General features: G+C 64.2%; 22 protein-coding genes. 15 read left to right on the top strand and 7 right to left on the bottom strand.

What is annotated here, in order from left to right; genetic code table 11:
• The 5 genes from hpf to lptC form a co-directional block, all read right to left on the bottom strand.
• Positions 1–499, bottom strand: a 499-nt coding sequence (gene hpf, locus ACOZK4_RS12810; RefSeq protein ID WP_421592202.1) for a ribosome hibernation-promoting factor, HPF/YfiA family, incomplete at its 3' end; no start/stop codon positions are given.
• Positions 500–749: 250 nt separating this feature from the next.
• Positions 750–2,309 (bottom strand): RNA polymerase factor sigma-54, encoded by a 1,560-nt coding sequence (gene rpoN, locus ACOZK4_RS12815; protein ID WP_421592203.1) that lies wholly within the window; start codon positions 2,307–2,309, stop codon positions 750–752.
• A gap of 130 nt (positions 2,310–2,439) precedes the next feature.
• A complete protein-coding gene (gene lptB, locus ACOZK4_RS12820) occupies positions 2,440–3,225 on the bottom strand; it encodes an LPS export ABC transporter ATP-binding protein (RefSeq protein ID WP_409530390.1) in 786 nt (261 codons plus the stop codon).
• 34 nt (positions 3,226–3,259) lie between these two features.
• The gene (locus tag ACOZK4_RS12825; protein ID WP_313529824.1) at positions 3,260–3,820 is read right to left on the bottom strand and encodes an LptA/OstA family protein; all 561 of its coding nucleotides are present in this window, start codon (positions 3,818–3,820) and stop codon (positions 3,260–3,262) included.
• A 7-nt stretch (positions 3,821–3,827) separates the two neighbouring features.
• Positions 3,828–4,496 (bottom strand): LPS export ABC transporter periplasmic protein LptC, encoded by a 669-nt coding sequence (lptC, locus tag ACOZK4_RS12830; RefSeq protein WP_421592204.1) that lies wholly within the window; start codon positions 4,494–4,496, stop codon positions 3,828–3,830.
• Between the two features lie 221 nt (positions 4,497–4,717).
• On the opposite strand from lptC, the gene sppA reads away from it, so the two are divergent.
• The 3 genes from sppA to ACOZK4_RS12845 are packed head-to-tail and all read left to right on the top strand — an operon-like array spanning position 4,718 to position 6,360.
• The gene (gene sppA, locus ACOZK4_RS12835; protein WP_421592205.1) at positions 4,718–5,668 is read left to right on the top strand and encodes a signal peptide peptidase SppA; all 951 of its coding nucleotides are present in this window, start codon (positions 4,718–4,720) and stop codon (positions 5,666–5,668) included.
• Positions 5,669–5,695: 27 nt separating this feature from the next.
• Positions 5,696–5,995 carry an integration host factor subunit beta gene (locus ACOZK4_RS12840; protein ID WP_023513227.1) on the top strand — a complete coding sequence of 100 codons (300 nt, stop codon included), beginning with the start codon at positions 5,696–5,698 and terminating at the stop codon, positions 5,993–5,995.
• Between the two features lie 26 nt (positions 5,996–6,021).
• Positions 6,022–6,360: a DUF1049 domain-containing protein gene (locus tag ACOZK4_RS12845; protein ID WP_313529832.1), complete on the top strand. Its 339-nt coding sequence runs from the start codon at positions 6,022–6,024 to the stop codon at positions 6,358–6,360.
• Position 6,361: 1 nt separating this feature from the next.
• On the opposite strand, the gene ACOZK4_RS12850 is transcribed toward ACOZK4_RS12845, so the two are convergent.
• A complete protein-coding gene (locus ACOZK4_RS12850) occupies positions 6,362–6,808 on the bottom strand; it encodes an SRPBCC family protein (RefSeq protein ID WP_117367689.1) in 447 nt (148 codons plus the stop codon).
• 132 nt (positions 6,809–6,940) lie between these two features.
• Here ACOZK4_RS12850 and ACOZK4_RS12855 point away from each other — a divergent pair, with 132 nt between their 5' ends.
• The 5 genes from ACOZK4_RS12855 (at position 6,941) to ACOZK4_RS12875 (ending at position 12,673) form a co-directional block, all read left to right on the top strand.
• A complete protein-coding gene (locus ACOZK4_RS12855) occupies positions 6,941–8,038 on the top strand; it encodes a class I SAM-dependent methyltransferase (RefSeq protein WP_421592206.1) in 1,098 nt (365 codons plus the stop codon).
• Positions 8,035–8,889, top strand: coding sequence for a TrmH family RNA methyltransferase (locus ACOZK4_RS12860; RefSeq protein ID WP_421592207.1), 855 nt, complete (start codon positions 8,035–8,037; stop codon positions 8,887–8,889). The genes ACOZK4_RS12855 and ACOZK4_RS12860 overlap by 4 nt, the downstream gene beginning before the upstream one ends.
• The gene (gene lspA, locus ACOZK4_RS12865) at positions 8,886–9,377 is read left to right on the top strand and encodes a signal peptidase II (protein WP_298100556.1); all 492 of its coding nucleotides are present in this window, start codon (positions 8,886–8,888) and stop codon (positions 9,375–9,377) included. The genes ACOZK4_RS12860 and lspA overlap by 4 nt, the downstream gene beginning before the upstream one ends.
• A gap of 56 nt (positions 9,378–9,433) precedes the next feature.
• Positions 9,434–11,710, top strand: coding sequence for an ATP-binding protein (locus ACOZK4_RS12870; protein ID WP_421592208.1), 2,277 nt, complete (start codon positions 9,434–9,436; stop codon positions 11,708–11,710).
• An 84-nt stretch (positions 11,711–11,794) separates the two neighbouring features.
• Positions 11,795–12,673, top strand: coding sequence for a GNAT family N-acetyltransferase (locus ACOZK4_RS12875; protein ID WP_117367695.1), 879 nt, complete (start codon positions 11,795–11,797; stop codon positions 12,671–12,673).
• 143 nt (positions 12,674–12,816) lie between these two features.
• On the opposite strand, the gene ACOZK4_RS12880 is transcribed toward ACOZK4_RS12875, so the two are convergent.
• Positions 12,817–15,102: an NADP-dependent malic enzyme gene (locus tag ACOZK4_RS12880; RefSeq protein ID WP_421592209.1), complete on the bottom strand. Its 2,286-nt coding sequence runs from the start codon at positions 15,100–15,102 to the stop codon at positions 12,817–12,819.
• Positions 15,103–15,239: 137 nt separating this feature from the next.
• Here ACOZK4_RS12880 and mutS point away from each other — a divergent pair, with 137 nt between their 5' ends.
• The 7 genes from mutS (at position 15,240) to ACOZK4_RS12915 (ending at position 25,237) form a co-directional block, all read left to right on the top strand.
• Positions 15,240–17,978, top strand: a complete 2,739-nt coding sequence (gene mutS, locus ACOZK4_RS12885) for a DNA mismatch repair protein MutS (protein ID WP_421592210.1) — start codon at positions 15,240–15,242, stop codon at positions 17,976–17,978.
• Positions 17,979–18,065: 87 nt separating this feature from the next.
• Positions 18,066–20,909 carry a [protein-PII] uridylyltransferase gene (locus tag ACOZK4_RS12890; RefSeq protein ID WP_421592211.1) on the top strand — a complete coding sequence of 948 codons (2,844 nt, stop codon included), beginning with the start codon at positions 18,066–18,068 and terminating at the stop codon, positions 20,907–20,909.
• Positions 20,906–22,495, top strand: a complete 1,590-nt coding sequence (gene murJ / locus ACOZK4_RS12895; protein WP_421592212.1) for a murein biosynthesis integral membrane protein MurJ — start codon at positions 20,906–20,908, stop codon at positions 22,493–22,495. The genes ACOZK4_RS12890 and murJ overlap by 4 nt, the downstream gene beginning before the upstream one ends.
• Positions 22,492–22,884 (top strand): VOC family protein, encoded by a 393-nt coding sequence (locus ACOZK4_RS12900; RefSeq protein WP_421592213.1) that lies wholly within the window; start codon positions 22,492–22,494, stop codon positions 22,882–22,884. Before murJ ends, ACOZK4_RS12900 begins: the two co-directional genes overlap by 4 nt.
• 90 nt (positions 22,885–22,974) lie before the next feature.
• Positions 22,975–24,042: a tryptophan--tRNA ligase gene (gene trpS / locus ACOZK4_RS12905; RefSeq protein ID WP_298100541.1), complete on the top strand. Its 1,068-nt coding sequence runs from the start codon at positions 22,975–22,977 to the stop codon at positions 24,040–24,042.
• Between the two features lie 36 nt (positions 24,043–24,078).
• On the top strand, positions 24,079–24,570 hold the full coding sequence (locus tag ACOZK4_RS12910; RefSeq protein ID WP_313529862.1) for a universal stress protein: 492 nt from the start codon (positions 24,079–24,081) through the stop codon (positions 24,568–24,570).
• A 97-nt stretch (positions 24,571–24,667) separates the two neighbouring features.
• On the top strand, positions 24,668–25,237 hold the full coding sequence (locus ACOZK4_RS12915) for a NifU family protein (protein WP_421592214.1): 570 nt from the start codon (positions 24,668–24,670) through the stop codon (positions 25,235–25,237).
• The last annotated feature ends 9 nt before the right edge of the window (positions 25,238–25,246 follow it).

The raw sequence follows: 25,246 nt of genomic DNA on the forward strand, positions 1-25,246 counted from the left end.
ACCCGGCGCTGCGGAACAGAAGAACCGGATCGTCCGTCATGTCGAGCGCCATGACGGCGCCTGCGACGGACATGGTCCGCAGTTTCTTCGTGCTTTCCGCAACGATGGTCGGTGCATAGTCCTCGGGAAGCTCGTCGTCTTCGTCGGGGACCGAATCCATCACCGTGTAGGCCACTTCTGCAAAGGCGTCGTGACCGTTGCCATTGTGGTGGGCCTTGAGTTTGCGCTTGTACCGACGCAGGCGCTTCTCGATCCGTTCCGAGGCCGATTGGAAGGCCACGAGGGGATCATTTGCTTCGCCATTGGCTTGCAACGCCATCCCTGTATCGAGATGGACCTTGCAGTCGGCACTATACCGCGATCCCGCTTTTTCCACGGTGACCTGGCTCGAATATCCTCCGTCAAAATATTTGGTTACGGCCTCTTCCACCTGCTCTTCAATGCGTTGGCGGAAGCTGTCACCGATTTCCATATGTTTACCGGACACACGCACACTCATGGAGGCTACCTCTCTTTCATGATTTGCGCGCACCAGTCTATTCCAACCTCATCTGTGTTCCAAGCTTTTCACGCATGCGCTCTATGCTGCACCGCACGCTAGAGAAAACCGGGGATATGTTTGGAAGTCCGGTATTTCTTCCCTTCGGAATTGGGGCGCGCATTAGCCCTTCCCGTTTGCGAAGTCAATTGGCGGATTCAGCCATTGTTAACGTCCGTCAACCGGAAGTGCCGGTTTTCCAGCGTTTTCGTCAGGACGCGGCGGCCCTGGCAAGCGCCCGCTTTTCGCGCCGGCGCTGCACGGAGGAGGGAATGTTCATCGCCTCGCGATATTTTGCGACCGTGCGGCGGGCAAGCTCCACACCGCCCTTGCGGAGGATGTCGACGATGTCGTCGTCGGAGAGAACCGCGTCCGGCAATTCCTGCGTTATCATTGTGCGGATGCGGTGGCGTACGCTCTCGGCGGAATGGGAATCACCGCCCTCCGCCGAGCCGATCGAGACGGTGAAGAAATATTTGAGTTCGAACAGGCCGCGCGGCGTCAGCATGTATTTGTTCGAGGTGACGCGGCTCACCGTCGATTCATGCATCTTGATCGCCTCGGCGACCGTTTTCAGGTTCAGCGGCCGCAGGTGATCGACGCCATGCATCAGGAAAGCATCCTGCTGGCGCACGATCTCGCTCGCCACCTTCATGATGGTGCGGGCGCGCTGGTCGAGGCTGCGCGTCAGCCAGTTGGCTGTTTGCAGGCATTCGTTGAGGAATGTGTAATCCTGGCTGTTGCGGCCCGTGTGGCGCGAGACGCTGGCATGGTAGTCGCGATTGACCAGGACGCGTGGCAGCGTGTCGGGATTGAGCTCCACCTGCCAGCTGCCGTCGGGCGCCGCACGCACCACGATATCGGGCATCACAGCTTCCGAAGCGCTCGTCTCGTAGCGCGTGCCGGGCTTGGGGTCGAGCTTGCGGATTTCCGCGAGCATGTCGAGAAGATCCTCCTCGCCGACGCCGCAGAGCTTCTTCAGTGTGGCGAAATCGCGCCGGGCGAGCAGTTCGAGATTGTCGACGAGCATGGCCATGGCCGGGTCGAGCCGATCGCGCGCCTTCAGCTGGATGGCGAGGCATTCGCTGAGCGAGCGGGCAAAGACGCCGGGCGGGTCGAGTTCCTGCAGGCGGGCCAGCACGCGCTCGATCTCGGCCACGGGCTTGCCGAGCCTCAGCGCCGTCTCGGCGGTGCTGCCCTGGAGGTAGCCGGCCTCGTCGAGCTGGTCGACGAGATGCTGGGCGATCAGCCGGTCGATCGGGGCGGGGAGCACGAAGGGGATCTGCTCGTTGAGCACGTCGGCGAGCGTCTTGCGGCTCGCCACGAAGTCGTCGAGGTCGTAGGCCTCCCCATCCTCGCCGCCGCCGGGCATGGATTTCCACTGGCCGAGCAGTTCCGGCGCATCCGCACCGCGCGGGCCGGCATCGTCGGGGAAGACATTGTCGAGGCCACCGTCGAAGGCCTCCGGCGCGCTGTCGGCGCCTCCCGCCGTGGCGCTGTCATAGAGATCAGGCTGGAAGCCTTCGTCGCTGCCTAGGTTTTCGGCATGAGGATGCTCGTCGCTGCCGCCGGAATAATCGTCGGCGCCGCGCTCGCGCACGCCGTCCTCGCTTGAGGCGATCTCGAGCAGCGGGTTTTTCTCGAGTTCCTGCTCGATGAACTGGGTAAGCTCGACATGCGTCATCTGGAGCAGCTGAATCGACTGCATCAGCTGCGGTGTCATCACCAGCGACTGGCTTTGGCGCAGAAAAAGGCTTGCGGCGAGGGCCATGCGGACGCGCTACTCCTGGAAAAGTCCGCGCAAAACCATCACGGCCGGCGGCTGAAATCCAACTGGCCCAAAAATTGCTTTTTTGAGAGGTTTGGTCAAGCGCCGGCTGCGCGGATGGTGAAGATCGGCCTCAGAGGCTGAAATTGTCGCCGAGATAGAGGCGGCGCACATCGGCATTGCTGACGATGTCGTTCGCCCTGCCATGCGTCAGCACTTCGCCGGCATGGATGATATAGGCGCGGTCGATCAGGCCGAGCGTTTCGCGCACATTGTGGTCGGTGATCAGCACGCCGATGCCGCGCGAGGTGAGATGGCGCACCAACGCCTGGATATCGGCGACCGAGATCGGATCGACGCCGGCAAAGGGTTCGTCGAGCAGCATGAAGGTCGGGTCGGTCGCCAGCGCGCGGGCGATTTCGAGACGGCGGCGCTCGCCGCCCGAAAGCGCGATGGCTGCCGACTTGCGCAGATGCGAGATCGAGAATTCGGCCAGCAGGCTGTCGAGCTTCTGCTCGCGCCGCGCCTTGTCCTTGTCGTGCACTTCCAGCACGGCGCGGATGTTGTCCTCGACCGTCAGGCCGCGAAAGATCGAGGCTTCCTGCGGCAGGTAACCGACGCCGAGACGGGCGCGCCGATACATCGGCATCGTCGTCACGTCATTGCCGTTGATCTCGATCGAACCCTCGTCGACCGGCACAAGGCCGGTGATCATGTAGAAACAGGTCGTCTTGCCGGCACCGTTCGGGCCGAGCAGGCCGACGGCCTCGCCCCGGCGCACCACGAGCGACACGCCGTTGACGACGCGGCGGTCGCGATAGGTCTTGGTCAGGCCGCGCGCGATGAGCGTTCCCTCGTAGCGCGAGAGATCAGCGGTGTGGTGGGCGTCCTGCGCGGCCTTTTTCGGGCGGCGCGTCAGCCGGGAGAGGAGGGGCAAAGACACGGGATGGCTATCAGTTCGTCGTCTTGCGCGACTTCGGGTCGAGCTGGATCATGACGCGGCCGCCGCAGGCGTCGAGCTTGGCCTCGCCGGTGCGCATGGTCACGGCAAGCTGGCAGCCGACGAAGACGTTCTTGCCTTCCGACAGCACCACCTTGTCGCCCTTCAAGAGCAGCGTCTCGTTGACGAGGTTGAAGGTGCCGGTATCGGCGGTCGCTTCCTGCGTGCCGGACTTGAGGTAGACCTTGCCGGACACGTCGATCTTTTCGATGTCCGCATCGCCGCTGGCCACCGAGCCGCCGCCCGACTTGTAGAAGACGATCATCTTGCCGGCCTGCAGCGTCGTCGTGCCCTGCACGACCTTCACATTGCCGGTGAATTCCGCCTTGTTCTGCTGGTCCTGAATCTCGAGCTTGTCGCTCTGGATCTGGATCGGCTGATCGTTCGAAAGCTGCATGCCCTTCATGCGGCTCGTGGTCTGCTGCGCACCGGCAGGAACCGAGACGAGCGCGAGGCCGGCGGCAAGAACGAAAAGGCTGGCTGCCCGGACAGGGGCGGAGAGACTGGCGAACATGGCGCTCTTACTTTTCTCGGTTGCGGATGGCGGCGGGATCGACGTCGACGACGACCTTACCTTCAAAGACGACGGTCCGGCCTTTATCCGTCATTCGCAGCGACTGCGCAACAATGGATGCTTCCGGCGAACGAATGGAAACCGGCTCGGTCGTCTGCATGCTGCCGCCGTTGATATCGAGATGGGCGGAGCGGAAGGCGGCTTCGAGACCGGTGTTGAGATTGATGGTGAAGGGCGCGACCATGTCGAGCAGGTTTTTGCCGCGGTCGTAGATGCCTGTTGCGGCCACCACTTCGGCAACCGTCGTCTCGTTGACCGGCATTTTCGCCTTGATGTTTTCAAGCGTGATGACGTCGGGCTGCTTCATGTCCTGCAGCGCCCGTTCGGCCTTCATGGAATAGCTGATGCCCGCATCGTTGCGGCCCGAGATGGCCGGATTGAGCATGACGATCTTGCCGTCCTCGATGGAGGCGCTTTCGACTTGCAGGTCGGCGGGAATCCAGGTGCGCACGATCGAGACGGCGACGAAGATGGCACCGATGACAAGGGCTGCGACCGGCAGGGCCACCTTCAACAGGCGCACGCGCGAAGAATGCCGCTTGGCGAGACGATACGCCTCGGCGGAAACATTCATGCCCTGTGCACCTGTCGGTGCCTCTGCCACGCTGTTGAGCATTCTGCCTGCTTGGTTCGAGCCGTCCGGCCTTCACTCGCGGAAGCGACGGGCCCAATGCATAACGGGGCCCATATGGCGATTATTCCTGAACAAACAATGGATGTGCAAGAAACTTCAGCGACGAATTGCCATTTGCGCCGGGAATGCCATATCGATAGGGCTTTCGGCAAGCCACGTTTCGCGGCCCAGCTGACATCAAGCCAGCATATTGAGGACAGGGAATGGATCACGCCACCATCGCCGACCGCCGGCAATTGCGCCGCAAGCTGACCTTCTGGCGCATTGCGGCTGTTGTCATCGCGCTTGCCGGCATCTTTATTGCGGTAAGCTGGGGCCGCAAGGACACGGGCGCGGTCGATCACATCGCCCGCGTCAAGATTTCCGGCATCATCCAGGACGATGCCGAGCTTCTCGAACGGCTCGACGGCATCGCCAGGAACGACCGCGTGAAGGCGCTCGTCGTGACGATCTCCTCGCCCGGCGGCACGACCTATGGCGGCGAGGTCATCTACAAGGCGCTGCGCAAGGTGGCGGAAAAGAAGCCTGTCGTCTCCGATGTGCGCACGCTCGCCGCCTCCGCAGGCTACATGATCGCGACGGCCGGCGACACGATCATTGCCGGTGAAAGCTCGATCACCGGTTCGATCGGCGTGCTCTTCCAGTATCCGCAGATGAAGGACCTGATGGACAAGATCGGGGTATCCCTCGAAGAGATCAAATCCGCGCCGCTGAAGGCCGAGCCCTCGCCCTTCCACCCGGCAAGCGAGGACGCCAAGGCGATGATCCGCGCCATGGTGATGGACAGCTACGACTGGTTCGTCGATCTCGTCGCCGAACGCCGTAAGCTGCCGCGCGCCGAGGTGGTGCGGCTGGCCGACGGCAGTATCTTTACCGGCCGGCAGGCGCTGAAAAACAAGCTGGTCGACACGCTCGGCGGGCCGGAGGCGATCCGCGCCTATCTCGACGGACGCAAGGTGGCCGCCGACCTTCCCTTCGTCGACTACGACGCGCCGAGCCGGTCGGGCTTCCCCTTCCTGTCCGGCAGCATTCACGAATTTGCTCGCTCCATCCTCGGCCTGCCGCTCGACCTTCAACCGACGATCGAAAAGCTGACCGGCGAAAAGTTGTTTCTTGACGGTCTGGTCTCGGTTTGGCAGGTTGATCGTGATTGAAAAACAAGAATTTTTGAGGGGGATAAAGTGATCAAGTCGGAACTGGTTCAGATTGTCGCCGCGCGCAATCCCCACCTCTATCACCGCGATGTCGAGAACATCGTCAACGCGGTGCTCGACGAGATCACCGATGCGCTGGCGGGTGGAAACCGCGTCGAGCTGCGCGGCTTCGGCGCCTTCTCCGTCAAGAACCGCCCATCGCGCTCCGGCCGCAACCCGCGCACGGGCGATGCGGTCTTCGTCGAGGAGAAGTGGGTTCCCTTCTTCAAGACCGGTAAGGAACTGCGCGAGCGCCTCAATCCGGGTCAGGCCGACCAGGACGACTGAGGGCTTCGCGCCAGACAGGTGACGCCATGATCAAGAGAATAGTCAACGTCCTCGTGCTTCTGCCGATCGCCATCGTGCTGATCGTGCTGTCGGTGGCGAACCGCCAGGCCGTGACTCTGGCGCTCAATCCCTTCCGGCCGGAAGACAGCGTGCTGTCGGTGACCGCACCGTTCTTCGTCTATCTCTTCCTCGCCGTGATCTTCGGCCTTGTCGTCGGCTCGCTCGCCACCTGGTTCGCCCAGGGCAAGCACCGCAAGCGTGCCCGTGTCGAGGCGGTCGAAGCCATGAAGTGGCACACGGAGGCCGAAAAGCACCGCACCCGCGCCGAGGCGATCGCCTCGCAGGCCGTACTCCCGGCGAAATAGGTCAGGGCGCGCCGTTCAGCCGCGCGCCAAAATCGGCGAAAAACTGGGTGGCGAGTTTCTTCGACGAGGAATCGATGAGGCGCGAGCCGAGCTGGGCGAGCTTGCCGCCGATCTGCGCCTTCACGTCATAGGCGAGGATCGTGCCGTCACCATCTTCGGTGAGCCGCACATCCGCGCCGCCCTTGGCAAAACCGGCAATGCCGCCCTTGCCCTCGCCTGAAATCGTGTAGCTCTCGGGCGGGTTGAGGTTGGAAAGCGTCACTTCGCCGCTGAAGCTTGCCGAAACAGGGCCGATCTTGATCTTCACGGTCGCTTCCAGCTCCGTCGGCGATTTCATCGTCAGCGACTGACAGCCCGGAATACAGGCTTTCAGGATCTCCGGGTCGTTGAGTGCTGCCCATACGGCGTCGCGCGGTGCGGCAATACGTTCTTCGCCGGTCATGTCCATGATCGATCCTCCCTCAGAGGTTCAATTTATCGCAATCGGAAAGCGCTTTGCCAAGTGGGGGAGGGATGGTATGGGAGCCGCTTGTTTTCCGGCGCTGCCGGCACCCCATCCAACCGACGACGGACGACCATCGTGAAGGACAGACCCCGCCGGCCGAAGAGCGGCCCCGCCGCGCCCGTGAAAGCCCGTACGCCTGCCAATGCGCAGGCCTACAGACCGCCGGCCGCCAAAACGCCCGCCTCGAAGCCCGCTCCCAGCAAGGAGACACGCCCGGCCCCTGAGCTGCCAGCCCGTCCTTTGATGCGCCGCGAGGGCGCAAAGCCAGCCGAACGCCTGCCCGTCATCCTGGAGACCGCCGGCTCCGACCAGTATCGTCTGATCGACAGCGGTGCCGGCGAGAAGCTGGAGCAATACGGTCCCTATCGCATCGTGCGCCCCGAGGCCCAGGCGCTTTGGCAGCGCAGCCTGCCGGACAGCATCTGGGACAAGGCCGATGCACTCTTCACCGGCGACACGGACGAGGACGGCATGGGGCGCTGGAAGTTCCCGAGGGCCGCCCTTGGCGAGACCTGGCCGATGCAGCTGCTCGGCGTCGATTTCCACGGCCGCTTCACCGCCTTCCGCCATGTCGGCGTCTTCCCCGAACAGCTCGCCCACTGGAGCTGGATGAAGGAGAAGGTCGAGACGGCGGGGCGGCCGGTCAAGGTGCTGAACCTCTTCGGCTATACCGGCGTCGCCTCGCTCGTCGCCGCTTCCGCCGGTGCGGAAGTCACCCATGTCGATGCCTCGAAAAAGGCGATCGGCTGGGCCCGCGAAAACCAGACGCTGGGCCGCATGGACAAGCTGCCGATCCGCTGGATCTGCGAGGATGCGATGAAATTCATCCAGCGCGAGGAGCGCCGCGGCAGCAAATACGACATCATCCTCACCGACCCGCCGAAATTCGGCCGCGGACCGAACGGCGAGGTCTGGCATCTCTTTGATCACCTGCCGCTGATGCTCGACATCTGCCGCGAGATCCTGTCGCCCAAGGCGATCGGCCTCGTGCTGACGGCCTATTCGATCCGCGCGAGCTTCTATTCCATCCATGAATTGATGCGCGAGACGATGCGCGGCGCCGGCGGCACGGTGGAATCGGGCGAGCTCGTCATCCGCGAGAGCGGCACGGACGGCAAGGAAGCCGGCCGCGCGCTTTCCACCTCCCTCTTCAGCCGATGGATCAGCGCATGAGCCAGGAACACCACGGGAGCCGCCGCGTCGGTCAGGTGAAGGAGGTCACGAGCCTTTCGAACCCCATCGTCAAGGACATCAAGGCGCTCGCCAACAAGAAGGACCGCGACGAGACCAGGAGCTTCATGGCCGAAGGCCTGAAGCTCGTCATCGACGCACTGGAACTCGGCTTCGAGATCAAGACGCTGGTCTATGCCAAGAACGTCAAGGACAAGCCGCAGGTCGTGCAATGCGCGACGAAGACGGTGGCGCGCGGCGGTCTGGTGCTGGAGGTGAGCGAGAAGGTGCTCGCCTCGATCACAAGGCGCGACAATCCGCAGATGGTCGTCGGCATCTTTTCGCAGCGCTGGACGAGCCTGCGCGACCTCAAGCCTCAGAACGGCGAGACCTATGTGGCGCTCGACCGCGTGCGCGATCCCGGCAATCTCGGCACGATCATCCGCACGGCCGATGCGGCGGGCGCGAGCGGCGTCATCCTCGTCGGCGAAAGCACCGATCCCTTCTCGATGGAAACCGTGCGCGCCACCATGGGCTCGGTCTTCGCCGTGCCGCTGGTGAAGACCAGCGTGGCGGATTTCCTCTCATGGAAGAAGGGTGCAGGCGTCTCCGTCGTCGCGACGCATCTCGCCGGCGCCGTCGATTACCGCACTATCGACTACAGGAAGAAACCCGTCGTGCTCCTGATGGGCAACGAGCAGTCCGGCCTGCCGGAAGAGCTCGCCCGCGAGGCCGATGCGCTCGCCCGCATCCCGCAGGTGGGGCTGGCGGATTCGCTCAATCTCGCGATCGCCACGGGCGTCATGCTCTTCGAGGCGCGCCGCCATCTGCTAACGCTGGACGCGCGCGCATGAACGACCGCATTCCCCTGATGTCGCGGCCGCTGCCGGTCGTCGTCTTCATCCTGCTCGCGCTTCTTCTCGACCAGGCCGTGAAGTTTGCCGTCGAGATGTGGCTGCCCTTCCAGGAAGCGGTGCATGTCGTGCCGATGCTGGCGCTCTACCGCACCTACAATTACGGCGTCGCCTTTTCCATGCTGTCGGGCATGGAGGGCTGGTTCATCGTAACGCTCCGGCTCTTCGTCGTCGGCTTCGTCATCTGGCTCTGGCGCCAGACGCCGAAGCAGCGCGGCCTTGCGCATGCGGGCTATGCCTTCATCATCGCCGGTGCCTTCGGCAACCTGATCGACCGCGCGCTGTTCGGCTATGTCATCGACTATGTGCTGTTCTACACCGAGACCTGGTCGTTTGCCGTTTTCAATCTCGCCGACAGCTTCATCACCATCGGCGCCGGCCTCGTCATCCTCGACGAGCTGCTTCTGCTGCGCCGCCGGGATCGCTAAGATTTTAACGACTTGCTGAAGCCGATTTGAACGGTCCGCGTGATAAGCGGATCGTTATGAGCGAACCCGTCAAGCTACAGAACCGGCTCCAGGCCGAATTTGCCGAAGCGCCGCGCCGTTCCACCCGCGCCCGTTCCGCGGAGGACGCGCCCGTCTCCCTCGACGTCGAGGCCGATATCGTCGTGCCGCGTCCGGAGCCGGAAAGCCACGCGACGATCCGCAGCGTGATTGCCGGCGTCGGCCTGCTTTCGGCGGCCCTCGTTCTGGCGACCGGCATGGTGACGGGCTTCTATATCGCTGCCATCGCACTCGGCCTTTCCGGCATCGCGGGGGCCGTTTTCCTTTATCGCACCCGCCGCCCGGCCGCTGCCGAGACGGACCATGACCAGTCCTGGGAGCGCAGCGAGACCTCGCAAATCCTTTCGGCCATTCATGACGTGCTCGGCGACATCGTCGTGATGCGCGCGCTCGACGGCCGTATCCTTCGTGCCAATGCCGTGCTGTCCGACCTCACCGGCCTCACCGATATCGAAGGAAAGACCTGCGAGGCCATCGGTCTTTCCTTCCGCTCGCAGGCGATCGCCCATCGCTATGATGTCGATGTGAACGGCCCCGCCGGAAAGCGCATCTATTCCTGGCACGACGTCACCGTGCGCGATCCCGCCTCCGGCGATCTGGTCGTGCATTCCATCGCCCGCGATGTGACGGAAGAGCGCCGTGCGGAAGGCGAGCGCGAACGCGCCCGCCAGCGCGCCGAGGAGGCGAGTGCCGCCAAGTCGCGCCTGCTCGCCACCGTCAGCCACGAAATCCGTACGCCTCTGTCCGGCATTCTCGGCATGTCGCACCTGATCGGCCAGACCCGCCTGACGGCCGAGCAGAAGAACTATCTGGCCGGCATCCGCCAGTCCGGCCATGCGCTGGTGCAGCTCGTCGACGACCTGCTGGATTTCTCGACCATCGAGGCGGGCCGCTTCCAGCTGCGCCCGTCGGAAGAACCGGTGCGGCCGATGCTGGAAAGCGTCGTTGAAATGCTGTCGCACCGCGCCCATGACAAGGGCATCGAGATCGGCTCGTTCGTCTCGCCCGATGTGCCGGGCCTCCTGACCTATGATGCGGCCCGCCTGCGCCAAGTGCTCTACAATGTCGTCGGCAATGCCGTGAAATTCACCCATACCGGCGGCGTTTCGCTGGAAACCACGCTGGAGCACGGTGCGGTCGTCATCCGCGTCACCGATACCGGCCCCGGCATGAATGCCGAGGAACAGGCGCGTATTTTCGAGGAGTTCGAGCAGACCGGAAGTGCGGCCCAGCGCAGCGGCGGCACCGGTCTTGGCCTTGCCATCTCGGCCCGCATCCTCAACGAGGCCAGCGGTGCGCTGACGCTCGAAAGCACGCCCGGCAAGGGCTCCACCTTCACCATCCGCATGCCCGTCGATGCGAAGAAGATGCCCGGTGTCTCGCGCAAGGGCGTGCTGAAGGGCAGCCTCGTCTTCCTGTTCGCTCCCGCCGGCCCGGCATCCAAGGCATTGGTGCGCACCATCGATGCGCTCGGCGGCACCTGCCATCTCGCCAGTTCCATCGACGAAGCCTTCGATCTCTTGCAGGGTCTTGCCGGCCGCAATGCGGCGCTGACCGACATCATCGTCGACAACAGGCTTGCCGGCGCCTTCCGCCGCGAGCTCGCCGACCTCAACGTCATCAAAGACAGCCGCGCCCGCCGCATCTATCTCGTCAATCCGGAAGAGCGCACCGGCCGCGCCATCGGCAATGGCGAGGGCTACGATTCCTGGCTGATCCGGCCGTTGCGCGAGCGTTCGCTCGTCGAGGTACTGCGCGGCCGCATGAAGGGCATCGAGGTGCGCGACGCGATCAACGATAACAGGCCGATCCTCAAGGACCTGCCGCTTGAGGCCGATCCGACACCGGCGCCTATGACCGGCGCGCGCATCCTGCTTGCGGAAGACGATCCGGTGAATGCCATGCTGGTGCGCTCGGTGCTGGAGCGGGCGGGTCATCAGGTGCGCCACGTCCCGGATTATCCGGCCCTCGTCTCCGCCCTTGCCGGCGCCACCGATGCCGGGCCGTTCGCGGCCGATCTCATCGTCACCGATCTCGGCATGCCCGGCGGTGACGGCAAGGAGATGATCGCCCGCATCGTGCAGCGCGACTATGGCAATGCCCGCCTGCCGGTGATCGTGCTCACCGCCGACAGCCGCGCGGGGCTGGCCGAGGAACTGCTGGCCGTCGGCGCTGAAGCCGTGCTGGCAAAGCCCGCCGATCCGATGCGGCTGATTGCCGAAATCGCCCGTCTTAGCCGTTCTGTGACAGTCTGATCTTCTCAAGCCGGACTTGCGTCATTATCTTGTTGCAGAATCGTGGTTAAACCCCACGAAGTTCCTGACAACGGGTATACTGCCATGACGCTCGACCTTGCCCAGACCATCGCCCCGGTGGAGATCGCCCAGAAGACCGCCCCGGTCGCGGGACGTTCGGGAACGGACGTGCTCGGCCGCATCGGCAATCTGGAAACCCGCATCGCCCGCTCGGTCTCCGAGATCGACGCCGCCCAGGCCGTGCGCTACCGCGTGTTCGCCGAGGAAATGAATGCCCGCCTGTCCTCCGATGCCGTGCGCCGCAAGCGCGACATCGACGCCTGGGACATGGTCTGCGATCACCTGCTGGTGCTCGACACCTCCATCGAGGGCGACGCGGAAGAGCAGATCGTCGGCACCTACCGCCTGCTGCGCCAGGATGTTGCGGCGGTCTCCGGCGGCTTCTATTCCCAGTCGGAATTCGATGTCGACGCGCTGATCGCCCAGCATCCGGAAAAGCGCTTCATGGAGCTCGGCCGCTCCTGCGTGCTGCCGGCCTATCGCACGAAGCGCACGGTCGAGCTGCTCTGGCAGGGCAACTGGGCCTATGCGCTGAAGCACGGCATCGACGTGATGTTCGGCTGCGCCTCCTTCCACGGCATCGTGCCGGAAGAGCATGCGCTGGCGCTGTCCTTCCTGCATCACAATGTGCAGGCGAAGGACGAGTGGAGCGTTTCGGCTCGCCCGGAACTCTTCCGCACCATGGATCTGGTGCCGCCTGAAGGTATCGATGCCCGCAAGGCGCTCTCTGCCATGCCGCCGCTCATCAAGGGCTATCTGCGCCTCGGCGCGACCGTCGGCACCGGTGCGGTCGTCGATCACGGCTTCAACACGACGGATGTGCTGATCGTGCTGCCGATCGGCAAGATCTCCGGCCGCTACCTCAACTACTACGGGGCGGACGCGGGTCGTTTCGCCAGCTAATCCTTTTGCATCAAGGTCAGTATAGCTTGATTTGACCGCCCGTTCCCGGCCTCCGGGGCGGGCGGTTTTTTGCACGTATAAAAGCTTCAGGGCCCTGCCGCGGCTGCGACAAGGCCCTGAGGGAACGTGTACGACGTAGAGGGTCAGACGCCGGAATTGTAGGCGGCAAGCGTCGCCATGTTGACGATGTCGCTGTCCTTGGCGCCCATCGAGACGATCTGCACGGACTTGTCGAGGCCGACGAGCAGCGGGCCGATGACCATGGCGCCGCCGAGTTCCTGCAGCATCTTGGTCGCGATCGAGGCCGAGTGGAATGCCGGCATGACCAGCACGTTGCCGGGGCCGGAAAGGCGGCAGAACGGATACTGCTCCATGATGCGCGGATTGAGCGCAACATCGGCCGCCATTTCGCCGTCATATTCGAAATCGACGCGACGACGGTCGAGGATCTTGACCGCTTCGCGCACGCGTTCCGAACGCTCGCCCGAGGGATGGCCGAAGGTCGAGTAGGCGAGCATCGCGACGCGCGGCTCATAGCCGAGACGGCGGGCGAGGCCGGCGGCTTCCTCCGCGATGTCGGCCAGTTCTTCCGAGGACGGCATGTCATGCACGGCGGTATCGGCGACCAGAACGGCACGGCCGCGGCAGAGCGCCAGCGACGCGCCGATGACCCGGTGGCCCGGCTTGGCATCGATGCAGCGGCGCACGTCTTCGAGTGCGGTCGAATAGTTGCGCGTCAGGCCCGTCACCATGCCGTCGGCATCGCCGAGCGCCACCATGCAGGCCGCGAAGTGATTGCGGTCGTTGTGGATCAGACGCTGGGCATCGCGGTAGAGGAAACCCTTCCGCTGCAGGCGGGCATAGAGATAGTCGATATAGACATTGTTGCGCTTGGAAATGCGCGCGTTGACCAGCTCGATGCCGGGACGATCGAGGTCGATGCCGGCACGTTCGGCCGTCTCGCGCATATGCTCCTCGCGGCCGAGCAGGATGGCGGTGCCGAGTTGCTCGTTCACATAGGATATGGCGGCGCGCATCATCTGCTCTTCTTCGCCCTCGGCGAAGACCACGCGCTTGGGCTGGCGGCGCACGCGGGCATAAATCTGCTGCAGCGTCGAGGCGATCGGGTCGCGGCGGGCGCGCAGGTCGCGGGCATAGGCGTCGAGATCGGTAATGTCCTTGCGCGCGACGCCCGTCTCCATCGCCGCCTTGGCGACGGCGACCGGAATGGCCGAGATGAGACGCGGATCGAACGGCACGGGGATGATGTACTGCGCGCCGAAGCGTGGACGCACGCCCTGATAGGCGGCGGCGACATCGTCGGGCACGTCTTCCTTGGCGAGCTTGGCAAGGGCCTCGGCTGCGGCGATCTTCATCGCGTCGTTGATGGTCGAGGCGCGAACGTCGAGCGCGCCGCGGAAAATGTAGGGGAAGCCGAGCACGTTGTTGACCTGGTTCGGATAGTCCGAGCGGCCGGTCGCGACGATCGCGTCGTCACGGATGCGGGCGACCTCTTCCGGCGTGATTTCCGGATCCGGATTGGCCATGGCGAAGATGATCGGGCGCGGCGCCATGGAGCGGATCATCTCTTCGGAGAAGGCGCCCTTGGCGGAGAGGCCGAACACGACATCGGCGCCGACCATGGCTTCGGCGAGCGAGCGGCGGTCGGTCTTGACGGCGTGGGCGGATTTCCACTGGTTCATGCCGTCTTCACGGCCCTGGTAGATGACGCCCTTGGTGTCGCAGAGAATGACGTTGTCGGGTGCAAAGCCCATCGACTTGATGAGCTCGATGCAGGCGATGGCGGCAGCACCGGCGCCGTTGCAGACGAGCTTGGTCGTCTTGAAGTCACGGCCGGTCAGCGCCAGCGCGTTGATCAGGCCGGCGGCGGCGATGATGGCGGTGCCGTGCTGGTCGTCGTGGAAGACCGGGATGTCCATCAGTTCACGCAGGCGCTGCTCGATGATGAAACAGTCGGGCGCCTTGATGTCCTCGAGGTTGATGCCGCCGAAGGAGGGGCCGAGATAGCGCACGCAGTTGATGAACTCGTCGACATTTTCCGTGTCGACTTCCAGGTCGATGGAATCGACGTCGGCGAAGCGCTTGAAGAGCACCGACTTGCCTTCCATGACCGGCTTGGAGGCGAGCGCGCCGAGATTGCCGAGGCCGAGAATGGCGGTGCCGTTGGAGATGACGGCGACCATGTTGCCGCGCGTCGTGTAGTCATAGGCGGTTGCCGGGTCTTCGGCGATGGCCTTGACGGGCACGGCGACGCCGGGCGAATAGGCGAGCGACAGGTCGCGCTGCGTGGCCATCGGCTTGGTCGGCGTGATCTCGAGCTTGCCGGGACGGCCGGACGAATGGAAGTCCAGTGCTTCCTTGTCCGTAACGGTTGCCCTCTGGCGATCGGTTTTGTCAGTTCCCGGCATAGTCCCCCCTTCACACTCTTGTGGGCGATAAGCCCATAGCTGCGGACAGCTGTTGTTTTCTATATCGCCGCGTGGCTAGGGTGACACCTCTTTTTTGGGAAGAACAGACCCCTCGTTTTAGAAGAAACAGAATCTCCGTGAACGATCAGATCGTGCGCCCGAACGATATCCTCTCGACATCTGAGCTTGCCAGCGACGAAAGCCGCGCCTCGGCGACGCCGATGATGGAGCAGTATATCGAGATCAAGGCGGCCAATCCCGACAGCATGCTGTTCTACCGCATGGGGGATTTCTACGAGCTGTTCTTCCAAGACGCGGTGGATGCCTCGCGTGCGCTCGGCATCACGCTGACCAAGCGCGGCCAGCATATGGGTCTCGACATTCCCATGTGCGGCGTGCCGGTGCATGCGGCCGACGATTATCTCCAGCGGCTGATTTCCGTCGGTTTCCGCGTCGCCGTCTGCGAGCAGGTGGAAGACCCGGCCGAGGCGAAGAAGCGCGGCTCCAAGTCGGTGGTGCGCCGCGATGTCGTGCGCCTGGTCACGCCGGGCACGCTGACCGAGGAAAAGCTGCTGTCGCCGTCGGACGCCAACTATCTGATGGCCGTCTCACGCATCCGCGGCGGAGCCGAGCCGTCGATGGCGCTCGCCTGGATCGATATCTCCACCGGCATCTTCCGCCTGTCGGAGACCGCGCAAAGCCAGCTCCTCGCCGATATCCTGCGTATCGAGCCGCGTGAACTGATCGTGCCGGATACGCTGTTCTACGATCCGGAATTCCGCCCCGTGCTCGATGTGCTGGGACGTGTTGCCGTGCCTCAGCCGTCCGTGCTGTTCGACAGCGCGACGGCGGAAGGCCGCATCGCCCGCTATTTCGGCGTCTCGACGCTTGATGGTTTCGGCAGCTTTTCACGCGCCGAGTTCGCGGCGGCTTCCGCGGCTATCGCCTATGTCGAGAAAACCCAGATCGCCGAACGCCCGCCGCTCGGCCGGCCGGAGCGTGAAAGCTCGGCCTCGACGCTGTTCATCGATCCCGCGACCCGCGCCAATCTCGAACTGGTCCGCACGCAGTCGGGCGAGCGCAGCGGCACGCTGCTGAAGGCCATCGACCGCACCGTCACGAGCGGCGGCGCGCGGTTGCTCTCCGAGCGCCTGATGTCGCCGCTGACCGATCCGGAGGCGATCAACGCCCGCCTCGATTCGATTTCGACGCTGGCCGATCGCCCCTCCTTCAGCGAAGACCTGCGCCGGGCGCTGAAGCGCCTGCCCGATATGCCGCGTGCCTTGTCGCGCATCGCGCTCGGCCGCGGCGGTCCGCGCGATCTCGGTGCGATCCTGCAAGGTCTTTCAGCTTCTGCGGAGATCGCGGCGTTGATGGGCGGCGAAAATCTCGACGGCGAGCTTGCTGGCGCCCGTACGGCCATTGCCGCCCTGCCGATCGATCTCTCGCACCGCCTGTCCTTCATGCTGGCCGACGAGCTGCCGCTTTTGAAGCGCGACGGCGGCTTCATCCGCGCGGCGGCGGATGCGGAGCTGGACGAGGTTCGGGCGCTGCGCGACCAGTCCCGCCGAGTCATCGCTGGCCTCCAGCTGCAATATGCCGAGGAGACCGGCGTCAAGTCGCTGAAGATCAAGCACAATAACGTGCTCGGCTATTTCATCGAGGTCTCCGCCGGCAATGCCTCGGCGCTTACGGATGGCGATGAGGCGAAGGCCCGGTTCATCCACCGCCAGACCATGGCGGGCGCCATGCGCTTCACGACGACGGTGCTGTCGGAACTCGAAACCAAGATCGCCAACGCCGCCGACCGTGCGCTCGCAATCGAGCTTGCGGCCTTCGACGGCCTGGTCGAGGCCGTCGTTTCGGAGGCGGAAGCCATCAAGGCCGCCGCCCGCGCGCTCGGCGTCGTCGATGTCTCGGTCGGCCTGGCGGCGCTTGCCGAGGAACAGGCCTATTGCCGCCCGGTGGTCGACAATTCGACGATGTTTGCCATTGTCGGCGGCCGCCATCCGGTCGTCGAGCAGGCGCTGCGCCGCCAGAACGCCGCCGCCTTCGTCGCCAATTCCTGCGACCTGTCGCCGACGGATAGCAAAGGCCATGGCGCGATCTGGCTGCTCACCGGCCCGAACATGGGCGGTAAGTCGACCTTCCTGCGCCAGAACGCCCTCATCGCCATCCTGGCGCAGATGGGCTCCTATGTGCCGGCCGAAAGCGCCCATATCGGCATCGTCGACCGTCTCTTCTCACGCGTCGGCGCATCCGACGATCTGGCGCGCGGCCGATCGACCTTCATGGTGGAAATGGTCGAGACGGCGGCGATCCTCAACCAGGCGACCGAGCGCTCGCTCGTCATCCTCGACGAGATCGGCCGCGGCACCGCCACCTTCGACGGTCTCTCCATCGCCTGGGCCTCCGTCGAGCATCTGCATGAGGGCAATCGCTGCCGCGGCCTCTTCGCCACGCATTTCCACGAGCTGACGGTTTTGTCCGAAAAGCTCGGCCGCCTTTCCAATGCCACGATGCGCGTCAAGGAGTGGGATGGCGACGTGATCTTCCTGCACGAGGTCGGTCCCGGTGCGGCGGACCGGTCCTACGGTATTCAGGTCGCACGCCTTGCAGGCCTGCCGGCCTCGGTCGTGGCGCGGGCGAAGGATGTGCTCGCCAAGCTCGAGGATGCCGACCGCAAGAACCCGGCAAGCCAGCTCATCGACGATCTGCCGCTGTTCCAGGTTGCGGTGCGCCGCGAGGAGGCGAAGCGCGATGCCGGCCCGTCGAAGGTCGAGACGCTCGTGAAGGACCTCAACCCCGACGACATGACGCCGCGCGAGGCGTTGGACGCGCTCTATGCGCTGAAGAAAGAACTTGGCAATCGGTAGCGGCTAGAATCATTGTCCTCGCGTGCCGAAAGGGTCTATAGGCATGCGAACCGAACGGGCGATGGACGGGAAGCAGGCCGGCATCTGATGGAACACAAGCTCTTGGCACCGGCCGAGTCCGGCCTTCTCGACGTGCCGGCGCTGCGCGCCAAATGCGAATTCATCGCCAGCACCAATGCCGAGTATCGCGACCGCATGCGCGGTGCGCTTCTGGCGGAGTTCAAGAAGGTCAATGCAGCCGGTCGCGAACGCGCCCGCGAACTGCTCTTCGTGGATGGCAGCGGCCTGCAATGCGCCGCGCGCATTTCCTGGCTGCAGGACCAACTCATTTCCGTGCTGCATGATTTCGCGCTGAACCACGTCTTCAGCGCCGGCCAGGCGCCGCCTGCGACCCGCATCACGGTGACGGCCGTCGGCGGTTATGGCCGCGGCACGCTGGCGCCGGGTTCGGATATCGACCTGCTCTTCCTGCTGCCGGCCAAGCCCGCCGCCTGGAGCGAGCCGGCCATCGAGTTCATGCTCTACATTCTGTGGGATCTCGGCTTCAAGGTCGGCCACGCCACGCGCAATCTGGAAGAATGCATCACGCTCTCGAAGGGCGATATGACGATCCGCACGGCGATCCTCGAAGCGCGCTATATCGGCGGCTCCGCCTCGCTGTTCGAGGAGCTGGCGCTGCGCTTCGACCGCGAGATCGTGCGCGGCACCGGCCCGGAATTCATCGCGGCAAAACTTGCCGAGCGCGACGAGCGCCACCGCAAGGCAGGCGACACGCGTTACCTCGTCGAGCCGAACGTCAAGGAAGGCAAGGGCGGTCTACGCGACCTGCACACGCTGTTCTGGATCGCCAAATATTTCTACCACATCAAGGACCCGGCCGAGCTGGTGAAGCTCGGCGTGCTCTCGCGGCAGGAATACAAACTCTTCCAGAAGGCGGACGATTTCCTCTGGGCCGTGCGCTGCCACATGCATTTTCTGACGGGCAAGGCGGAAGAGCGGCTGTCCTTCGACATCCAGCGCGAGATTGCCGAATGCCTCGGCTACCAGCCGCATCCCGGCCTCTCGGCTGTCGAACGCTTCATGAAGCACTATTTCCTCGTGGCGAAGGATGTCGGCGACCTCACGCGCATCTTCTGCGCGACGCTGGAGGACCAGCAGGCCAAGGAAGCGCCCGGCATCACCGCCGTCATCAGCCGCTTCACCCGTCGCACGCGCAAGATTGCGGGAACGCTGGACTTTTTGGAGGATCGCGGCCGCATCACGATCGCCGATCCCGATGTCTTCAAGCGCGATCCGGTCAACATCATCAGGCTCTTCCATATCGCCGATCTCAACGGCCTGGAATTCCACCCGGATGCGCTGAAGCTGGTCACGCGCTCGCTCGGGCTGATCAACGGCGCGGTGCGGGAAAACGATGAGGCGAACCGCCTCTTCCTGTCGATCCTCACCTCGCCGCGCGATCCCGCCCTTCTCTTGCGCCGCATGAACGAGGCCGGGGTGCTCGGCAGGTTCATTCCGGAATTCGGCAAGATCGTCGCGATGATGCAGTTCAACATGTATCATCACTACACGGTCGACGAGCACCTGATCCGGTCCGTCGGCGTTCTCGCCAATATCGACCAGGGCCGTGAGAAAGAGGCGCATCCGCTGAGCTATCAGGTGATGCCCTCGATCGAGGACAAGATTCCGCTCTACGTCGCCGTGCTGCTGCACGATGTCGCCAAGGGCCGGCCGGAGGACCATTCTGAGGCCGGCGCCAGGGTCGCCCGCAAGCTTTGCCCGCGCTTCGGCCTGACCCCGAAGCAGACGGAGCTCGTCGTCTGGCTGATCGAGGAACATCTGACCATGTCGATGGTCGCGCAGACCCGCGACCTCAACGACCGCAAGACCATCGTCGATTTCGCCGAGAAGGTGCAGTCGATGGAGCGGCTGAAGATGCTCTTGGTGCTGACCGTCTGCGACATCCGCGCCGTCGGTCCCGGCGTGTGGAACGGCTGGAAGGGCCAGCTTCTGCGCACCCTCTATTATGAAACAGAACTCTTGATCTCCGGCGGCTTCTCCGAGCTGTCGCGCAAGGAGCGCGCTCAGGCGGCACGGCAGATCCTGTCGGACACACTGCCGGCCGACTGGAGCCAGAAGGACCGTAAGACCTATACGAAGCTGCACTACGATCCCTACCTGCTGACGGTGTCGCTGGAAGATCAGGTGCGCCATGCGGCCTTCATCCGCGAGACCGACAAGGCGGGGCACACGCTGGCGACCATGGTGCGCACGCATTCCTTCCACGCCATCACCGAAATCACCGTGCTGTCGCCCGACCATCCGCGCCTTCTGACGGTCATTGCCGGCGCCTGTGCGGCGGCCGGCGCCAATATCGTCGACGCGCAAATCTTCACGACCTCGGACGGAAGGGCGCTCGACACGATCCTCGTCAACCGCGAATTCCTCAACGACGCCGACGAGACGCGCCGCGGCGGCACGATCGGGCGGATGATCGAGGACGTGCTGTCGGGCCGCAAGCGCCTGCCGGAGGTGATCGCGACGCGCACCAAAAGCCGCAAGCGCAGCCGTACCTTCACCGTCTCGCCGGCGGTGACGATCTCCAACACGCTGTCGAACAAGTTCACCGTCATCGAGATCGAGTGCCTCGACCGTCCGGGCCTCTTGTCCGAGGTCACGGCCGTGCTCTCCGATCTCTCGCTCGACATCGCCTCGGCGCATATCACCACCTTCGGCGAGAAGGTCATCGATACCTTCTACGTCACCGACCTCGTCGGGCAGAAGGTCACCAACGACAACCGGCAGGCCAATATCGTCGCCCGGCTGAAGGCCGTGATGGCCGACGAGGCGGACGAGCTGCGCGACCGCATGCCGTCGGGCATGATCGCGCCGGTTCCCGCCACACCGAAAAGGGTCAAGGCACAACAATGAGTCTGGTGAAAAAATTCGCGACGGTGGGCGGCGCGACGCTTGGCAGCCGCGTGCTCGGTTTTGCGCGCGAGACCCTGATGGCGGCCGCCCTCGGCACCGGCCCGATGGCCGATGCCTTCTATGCGGCCTTCCGCTTCCCCAACCTCTTCCGCCGTCTCTTTGCCGAGGGCGCCTTCAACGCCGCCTTCGTGCCGCTCTTCGCCAAGGAGATCGAGGCGGGCGGTCTCGACGGGGCGAAACGCTTCTCCGAAGAGGTTTTTGGCGTCCTGTTCTCGGTTCTCCTGATGCTGACCATCGCGATGGAGCTGCTCATGCCGCTCATCGTCGCCTGGGTCATCGCGCCGGGCTTCGTGGACGATGCGGAAAAATTCGACGTGACGGTGAAACTCGCCGTCGTCATGTTCCCCTATCTCATGTGCATGTCGCTGACGGCGATGCTGTCGGGCATGTTGAACTCGCTGCACCACTATTTCGCCGCCGCCGTCGCGCCGGTCTTTCTCAATGTCGTGCTGATCGGCGCGCTGGGCTATGGCCTCTGGGAGGGCGCGTCGCCGCTTCAGGTGGCCTGGTATCTCTCCTGGGGCGTGCTCGCCGCCGGCCTGTTGCAGATGGCGGTGCTCTATGCCGGCGTGCGCCATGCCGGCATGAAGATCGGCTTTCGCCGCCCGCGCATGACGCCGAACGTCAAGCGCCTGCTCTGGCTCGCCTTCCCGGCGGCGATCACCGGCGGCATCACCCAGATCAACCAGCTGATCGGCCAGATGATCGCCTCCACCAAGGACGGCGCGATCTCCGCCCTGCAATATGCCGACCGCGTTTATCAGCTGCCGCTCGGCGTCGTCGGCATCGCCGTCGGGGTCGTGCTCCTGCCGGAGCTGGCGCGCGCGCTGAAGGGCGGCCACGAACGCGAGGCCGGCAACCTGCAGAACCGCTCGATGGAATTCGTGCTGTTCCTGACGCTGCCGGCCGCCGGCGCGCTCTGGGTCATCTCCGACGAAATCGTGCGCGTGCTTTACGAGCGTGGCGCGTTCAGCCCGGAAACCACCTCCGTCGTCGCCGGAACGCTTGCCATCTACGGTCTCGGCTTGCCCGGATTCGTGATGATCAAGGCGCTGAACCCCGGCTTCTTCGCCCGCGAGGACACCAAGACGCCGATGCGCATCACCATGCTGTCGGTGGTCATCAATTGCGTGCTCGCCGTCTCGCTCTTCCCGCTGTTTTACGAGCGCGGCATTGCGACCGCCGAAACCGTCTCAGGCTGGATCACCGCGCTGCTGCTCTTCGTGACATTGGTGCGCCGTGGTCACTGGCCGCTGGAAAAGGCGCTCGCCTGGCGTGTCGGGCGGCTCTTGATCGCCACGGTCGTCATGGCCGTCTCGCTCGAATATGCCTCCGGCTATCTCGCGCACCGTCTGGCGCCGACATCGACGCTCTTCGAGCAGCTGTCGGCACTCGGCATGCTGATCGGCTTTGCCATGGTGGTCTATTTCTCCGTCGCCTTCCTGATCGGCGGCGCCGATCTCGGCATGCTCAGGCGCAACCTGAAGCGCGGCCGCGGCAAGCTGCCGCCGGCGGAGGCCGAATGAGACAGCGCATCGCCCTCGTCTCGCTGCTGGTGCCCGACTACGATGCGGGCATCGCCTTCTATTGCGGAAAACTCGGCTTCGATCTCGTCGAGGATGTCACGCTGGACGCCGACAAGCGCTGGGTCGTGGTGCGTCCGAAAGGCGCCGGCGAAAGCGGCCTGCTGCTTGCTGTCGCCGACGATGAACGCCAGCAGCAGGCGATCGGCAACCAGATGGGCGGCCGCGTCGGCTTCTTCCTGCATACGGACGATTTCGACCGCGACCACGCAAGCTTTGCCGCCGCGGGCGTACACTTCCTCGAGGCGCCGCGTGCGGAACCCTATGGCAAGGTCGCAGTCTTCGAAGACGCTTTCGGCAATCGCTGGGACCTTCTGGAGCCGCGGGCCTGAGGCCCCTTGATCGCCGCCCCGGCGGCGTGCATAAGCGCGTCCTATCGTTTTAGGAAAGCAGGCCCTCCACCCGCCTGAAGGAACATCGTCATGAGCGCATTCAAGCCTCTCGTCTTCTCCGGCGTCCAGCCGACCGGCAATCTCCACCTCGGCAACTATCTCGGCGCGATCCGCAAGTTCGTGGCTTTGCAGGCCGACAACGACTGCATCTACTGCGTCGTCGATCTGCATGCGCTGACCGCGCAGCTGGTGCATGAGGACATGCGCAACCAGATCCGCTCGATCGCCGCGGCCTTCATCGCCTCGGGCATCGATCCGAAGAAGCACATCGTCTTCAACCAGTCCGCCGTGCCGCAGCATTCCGAGCTCGCCTGGATCTTCAACTGCGTGGCGCGCATCGGCTGGATGGAGCGCATGACCCAGTTCAAGGACAAGACCGGCGGCAAGAATGCCGAGCAGGTCTCGCTCGGCCTGCTCGCCTATCCGAGCCTGATGGCGGCGGACATTCTCGTCTATCGCGCGACGCATGTGCCCGTCGGCGACGACCAGAAGCAGCATCTGGAACTGACCCGCGACATCGCCCAGAAGTTCAATATCGATTTCGGCAATCATATCCGCAATGCCGGCACGGGCGTCGATATCGTCGTCGGCGAAGAGCCGGTTCATGCCTATTTCCCGATGGTCGAGCCGCTGATCGGCGGCCCGGCGCCGCGCGTCATGTCGCTGCGCGACGGCACGAAGAAGATGTCGAAGTCGGACGCGTCCGATCTCTCGCGCATCAACCTGCTCGACGATGCCGACACGATCTCCAAGAAGATCCGCAAGGCCAAGACTGACCCGGACGCGTTGCCGAGCGAAGTCGAAGGCCTGAAGGGCCGTCCGGAAGCCGAAAACCTCGTCGGCATCTATGCCGCGCTGTCGGACAAGACCAAGGCGGAGGTGCTCTCGGAATTCGGCGGCCAGCAGTTCTCGGCCTTCAAGCCGGCGCTGGTCGATCTCTCGGTCAACGTTCTCTCGCCGATCACCGACGAAATGCGCCGCCTGATGGACGACACGACCCATATCGACGCGATCCTCCGGGACGGCGGCGAACGGGCACGGGCGCGGGCTGAAAAAACCATGAAGGAAGTCCGCGACATCATCGGTTTTGTGCAGTAAGGTCGCCTCGAAACGTCTTTGAGAGAAGGGGGCCGTATGGTTTCTCGACGACTTTCCCGTATGGAAGGCCACCGCCGGAAATTTCTGGCTGTTATCGACGACACGCCGGAATGCCAGCGCGCCGTCCACTATGCGGGAATGCGGGCGAAGAATTCCAACGGCGCCGTCGTTCTGCTCTATGTGATCGCCAACGGCGATTTTCAGCAATGGCTGGGGGTCGAGGAGATCATGCGGGCTGAAGCGCGCGACGAAGCGGAAGCCGTGCTCGCCAAGGCGGGGCAGGCGCTGCGCGAAGCCATCGGCATCGAGCCGGAAACGGTGATCCGCGAGGGCGTCGCCTCGGAAGCGATCAACGGCCTGATCGAGGAGGACCGCGACATCGCGATCCTCGTTCTGGCCGCCGGCTCCGCCAAGGAAGGGCCGGGGCCGCTGGTCAGTTCGCTTGCCAGCCGAGCACAGGCTTTCCCGATCCCCGTCACGGTGATCCCGGACCAGCTGAGCGACGAGGAACTGGACGCGCTGAGCTGACCCTGCGGTCTTGAAGAGCGGCGGCAAAACGCCTATCTTCTTTTGAACCATTCTAAGATTTTGGCCGACGGAGACGCCTGGCCGGACGGAGACGACCATGTTCATCCAGACCGAATCGACGCCGAACCCGTCGACCCTGAAGTTCCTGCCCGGCAAGGTGGTGCTCGAAACCGGCACGGCCGAGTTCCGTGACGAGACGGAAGCGCGCGCCGCATCCCCGCTCGCGGCCCGCCTGTTTGGCGTTCCCGGCGTCACCGGCGTGTTCCTCGGCTATGATTTCATCACTGTCACCAAGGATAGCGCCGACTGGCAGCACATGAAGCCGGCGATCCTCGGCAACATTATGGAACACTTCATGTCTGGCCAGCCGATCCTCGCCAGCGGCGCGCTCGGTGGCAGCGACGAGGACGAGGGCGAGTTCTTCGAAGCCGGTGACGAGACCATCGTCGCCACCATCAAGGAACTGCTCGACACGCGCGTGCGCCCGGCCGTGGCGCAGGACGGCGGCGACATCACCTTCAAGGGGTTCCGCGACGGCGTCGTCTATCTCAACATGAAGGGTGCCTGCTCCGGCTGCCCGTCCTCGACGGCAACGCTGAAGCACGGCGTACAGAACCTTCTTCGCCATTTCGTACCGGAAGTGCAGGAAGTTGAAGCCGTCGCATAAGGCCCTTTC

Origin of the sequence: Shinella sp. M27 (assembly GCF_049199905.1) — a bacterium.
Classification (GTDB): domain Bacteria; phylum Pseudomonadota; class Alphaproteobacteria; order Rhizobiales; family Rhizobiaceae; genus Shinella.

What these genes read in the sequence shown, in the direction of transcription:
- ACOZK4_RS12870 (WP_421592208.1), top strand. Translation starts at nt 9,434, where the DNA reads ATGAGCGAACCCGTCAAGCTACAGAACCGGCTCCAGGCCGAATTTGCC.
- lptC (WP_421592204.1), bottom strand. Translation starts at nt 4,496, where the DNA reads ATGCTCAACAGCGTGGCAGAGGCACCGACAGGTGCACAGGGCATGAAT.
- ACOZK4_RS12845 (WP_313529832.1), top strand. Translation starts at nt 6,022, where the DNA reads ATGATCAAGAGAATAGTCAACGTCCTCGTGCTTCTGCCGATCGCCATC.
- ACOZK4_RS12915 (WP_421592214.1), top strand. Translation starts at nt 24,668, where the DNA reads ATGTTCATCCAGACCGAATCGACGCCGAACCCGTCGACCCTGAAGTTC.
- ACOZK4_RS12875 (WP_117367695.1), top strand. Translation starts at nt 11,795, where the DNA reads ATGACGCTCGACCTTGCCCAGACCATCGCCCCGGTGGAGATCGCCCAG.
- rpoN (WP_421592203.1), bottom strand. Translation starts at nt 2,309, where the DNA reads ATGGCCCTCGCCGCAAGCCTTTTTCTGCGCCAAAGCCAGTCGCTGGTG.
- ACOZK4_RS12900 (WP_421592213.1), top strand. Translation starts at nt 22,492, where the DNA reads ATGAGACAGCGCATCGCCCTCGTCTCGCTGCTGGTGCCCGACTACGAT.
- ACOZK4_RS12825 (WP_313529824.1), bottom strand. Translation starts at nt 3,820, where the DNA reads ATGTTCGCCAGTCTCTCCGCCCCTGTCCGGGCAGCCAGCCTTTTCGTT.
- lspA (WP_298100556.1), top strand. Translation starts at nt 8,886, where the DNA reads ATGAACGACCGCATTCCCCTGATGTCGCGGCCGCTGCCGGTCGTCGTC.
- trpS (WP_298100541.1), top strand. Translation starts at nt 22,975, where the DNA reads ATGAGCGCATTCAAGCCTCTCGTCTTCTCCGGCGTCCAGCCGACCGGC.
- ACOZK4_RS12890 (WP_421592211.1), top strand. Translation starts at nt 18,066, where the DNA reads ATGGAACACAAGCTCTTGGCACCGGCCGAGTCCGGCCTTCTCGACGTG.
- murJ (WP_421592212.1), top strand. Translation starts at nt 20,906, where the DNA reads ATGAGTCTGGTGAAAAAATTCGCGACGGTGGGCGGCGCGACGCTTGGC.
- ACOZK4_RS12880 (WP_421592209.1), bottom strand. Translation starts at nt 15,102, where the DNA reads ATGCCGGGAACTGACAAAACCGATCGCCAGAGGGCAACCGTTACGGAC.
- ACOZK4_RS12860 (WP_421592207.1), top strand. Translation starts at nt 8,035, where the DNA reads ATGAGCCAGGAACACCACGGGAGCCGCCGCGTCGGTCAGGTGAAGGAG.
- sppA (WP_421592205.1), top strand. Translation starts at nt 4,718, where the DNA reads ATGGATCACGCCACCATCGCCGACCGCCGGCAATTGCGCCGCAAGCTG.
- ACOZK4_RS12910 (WP_313529862.1), top strand. Translation starts at nt 24,079, where the DNA reads ATGGTTTCTCGACGACTTTCCCGTATGGAAGGCCACCGCCGGAAATTT.
- ACOZK4_RS12850 (WP_117367689.1), bottom strand. Translation starts at nt 6,808, where the DNA reads ATGGACATGACCGGCGAAGAACGTATTGCCGCACCGCGCGACGCCGTA.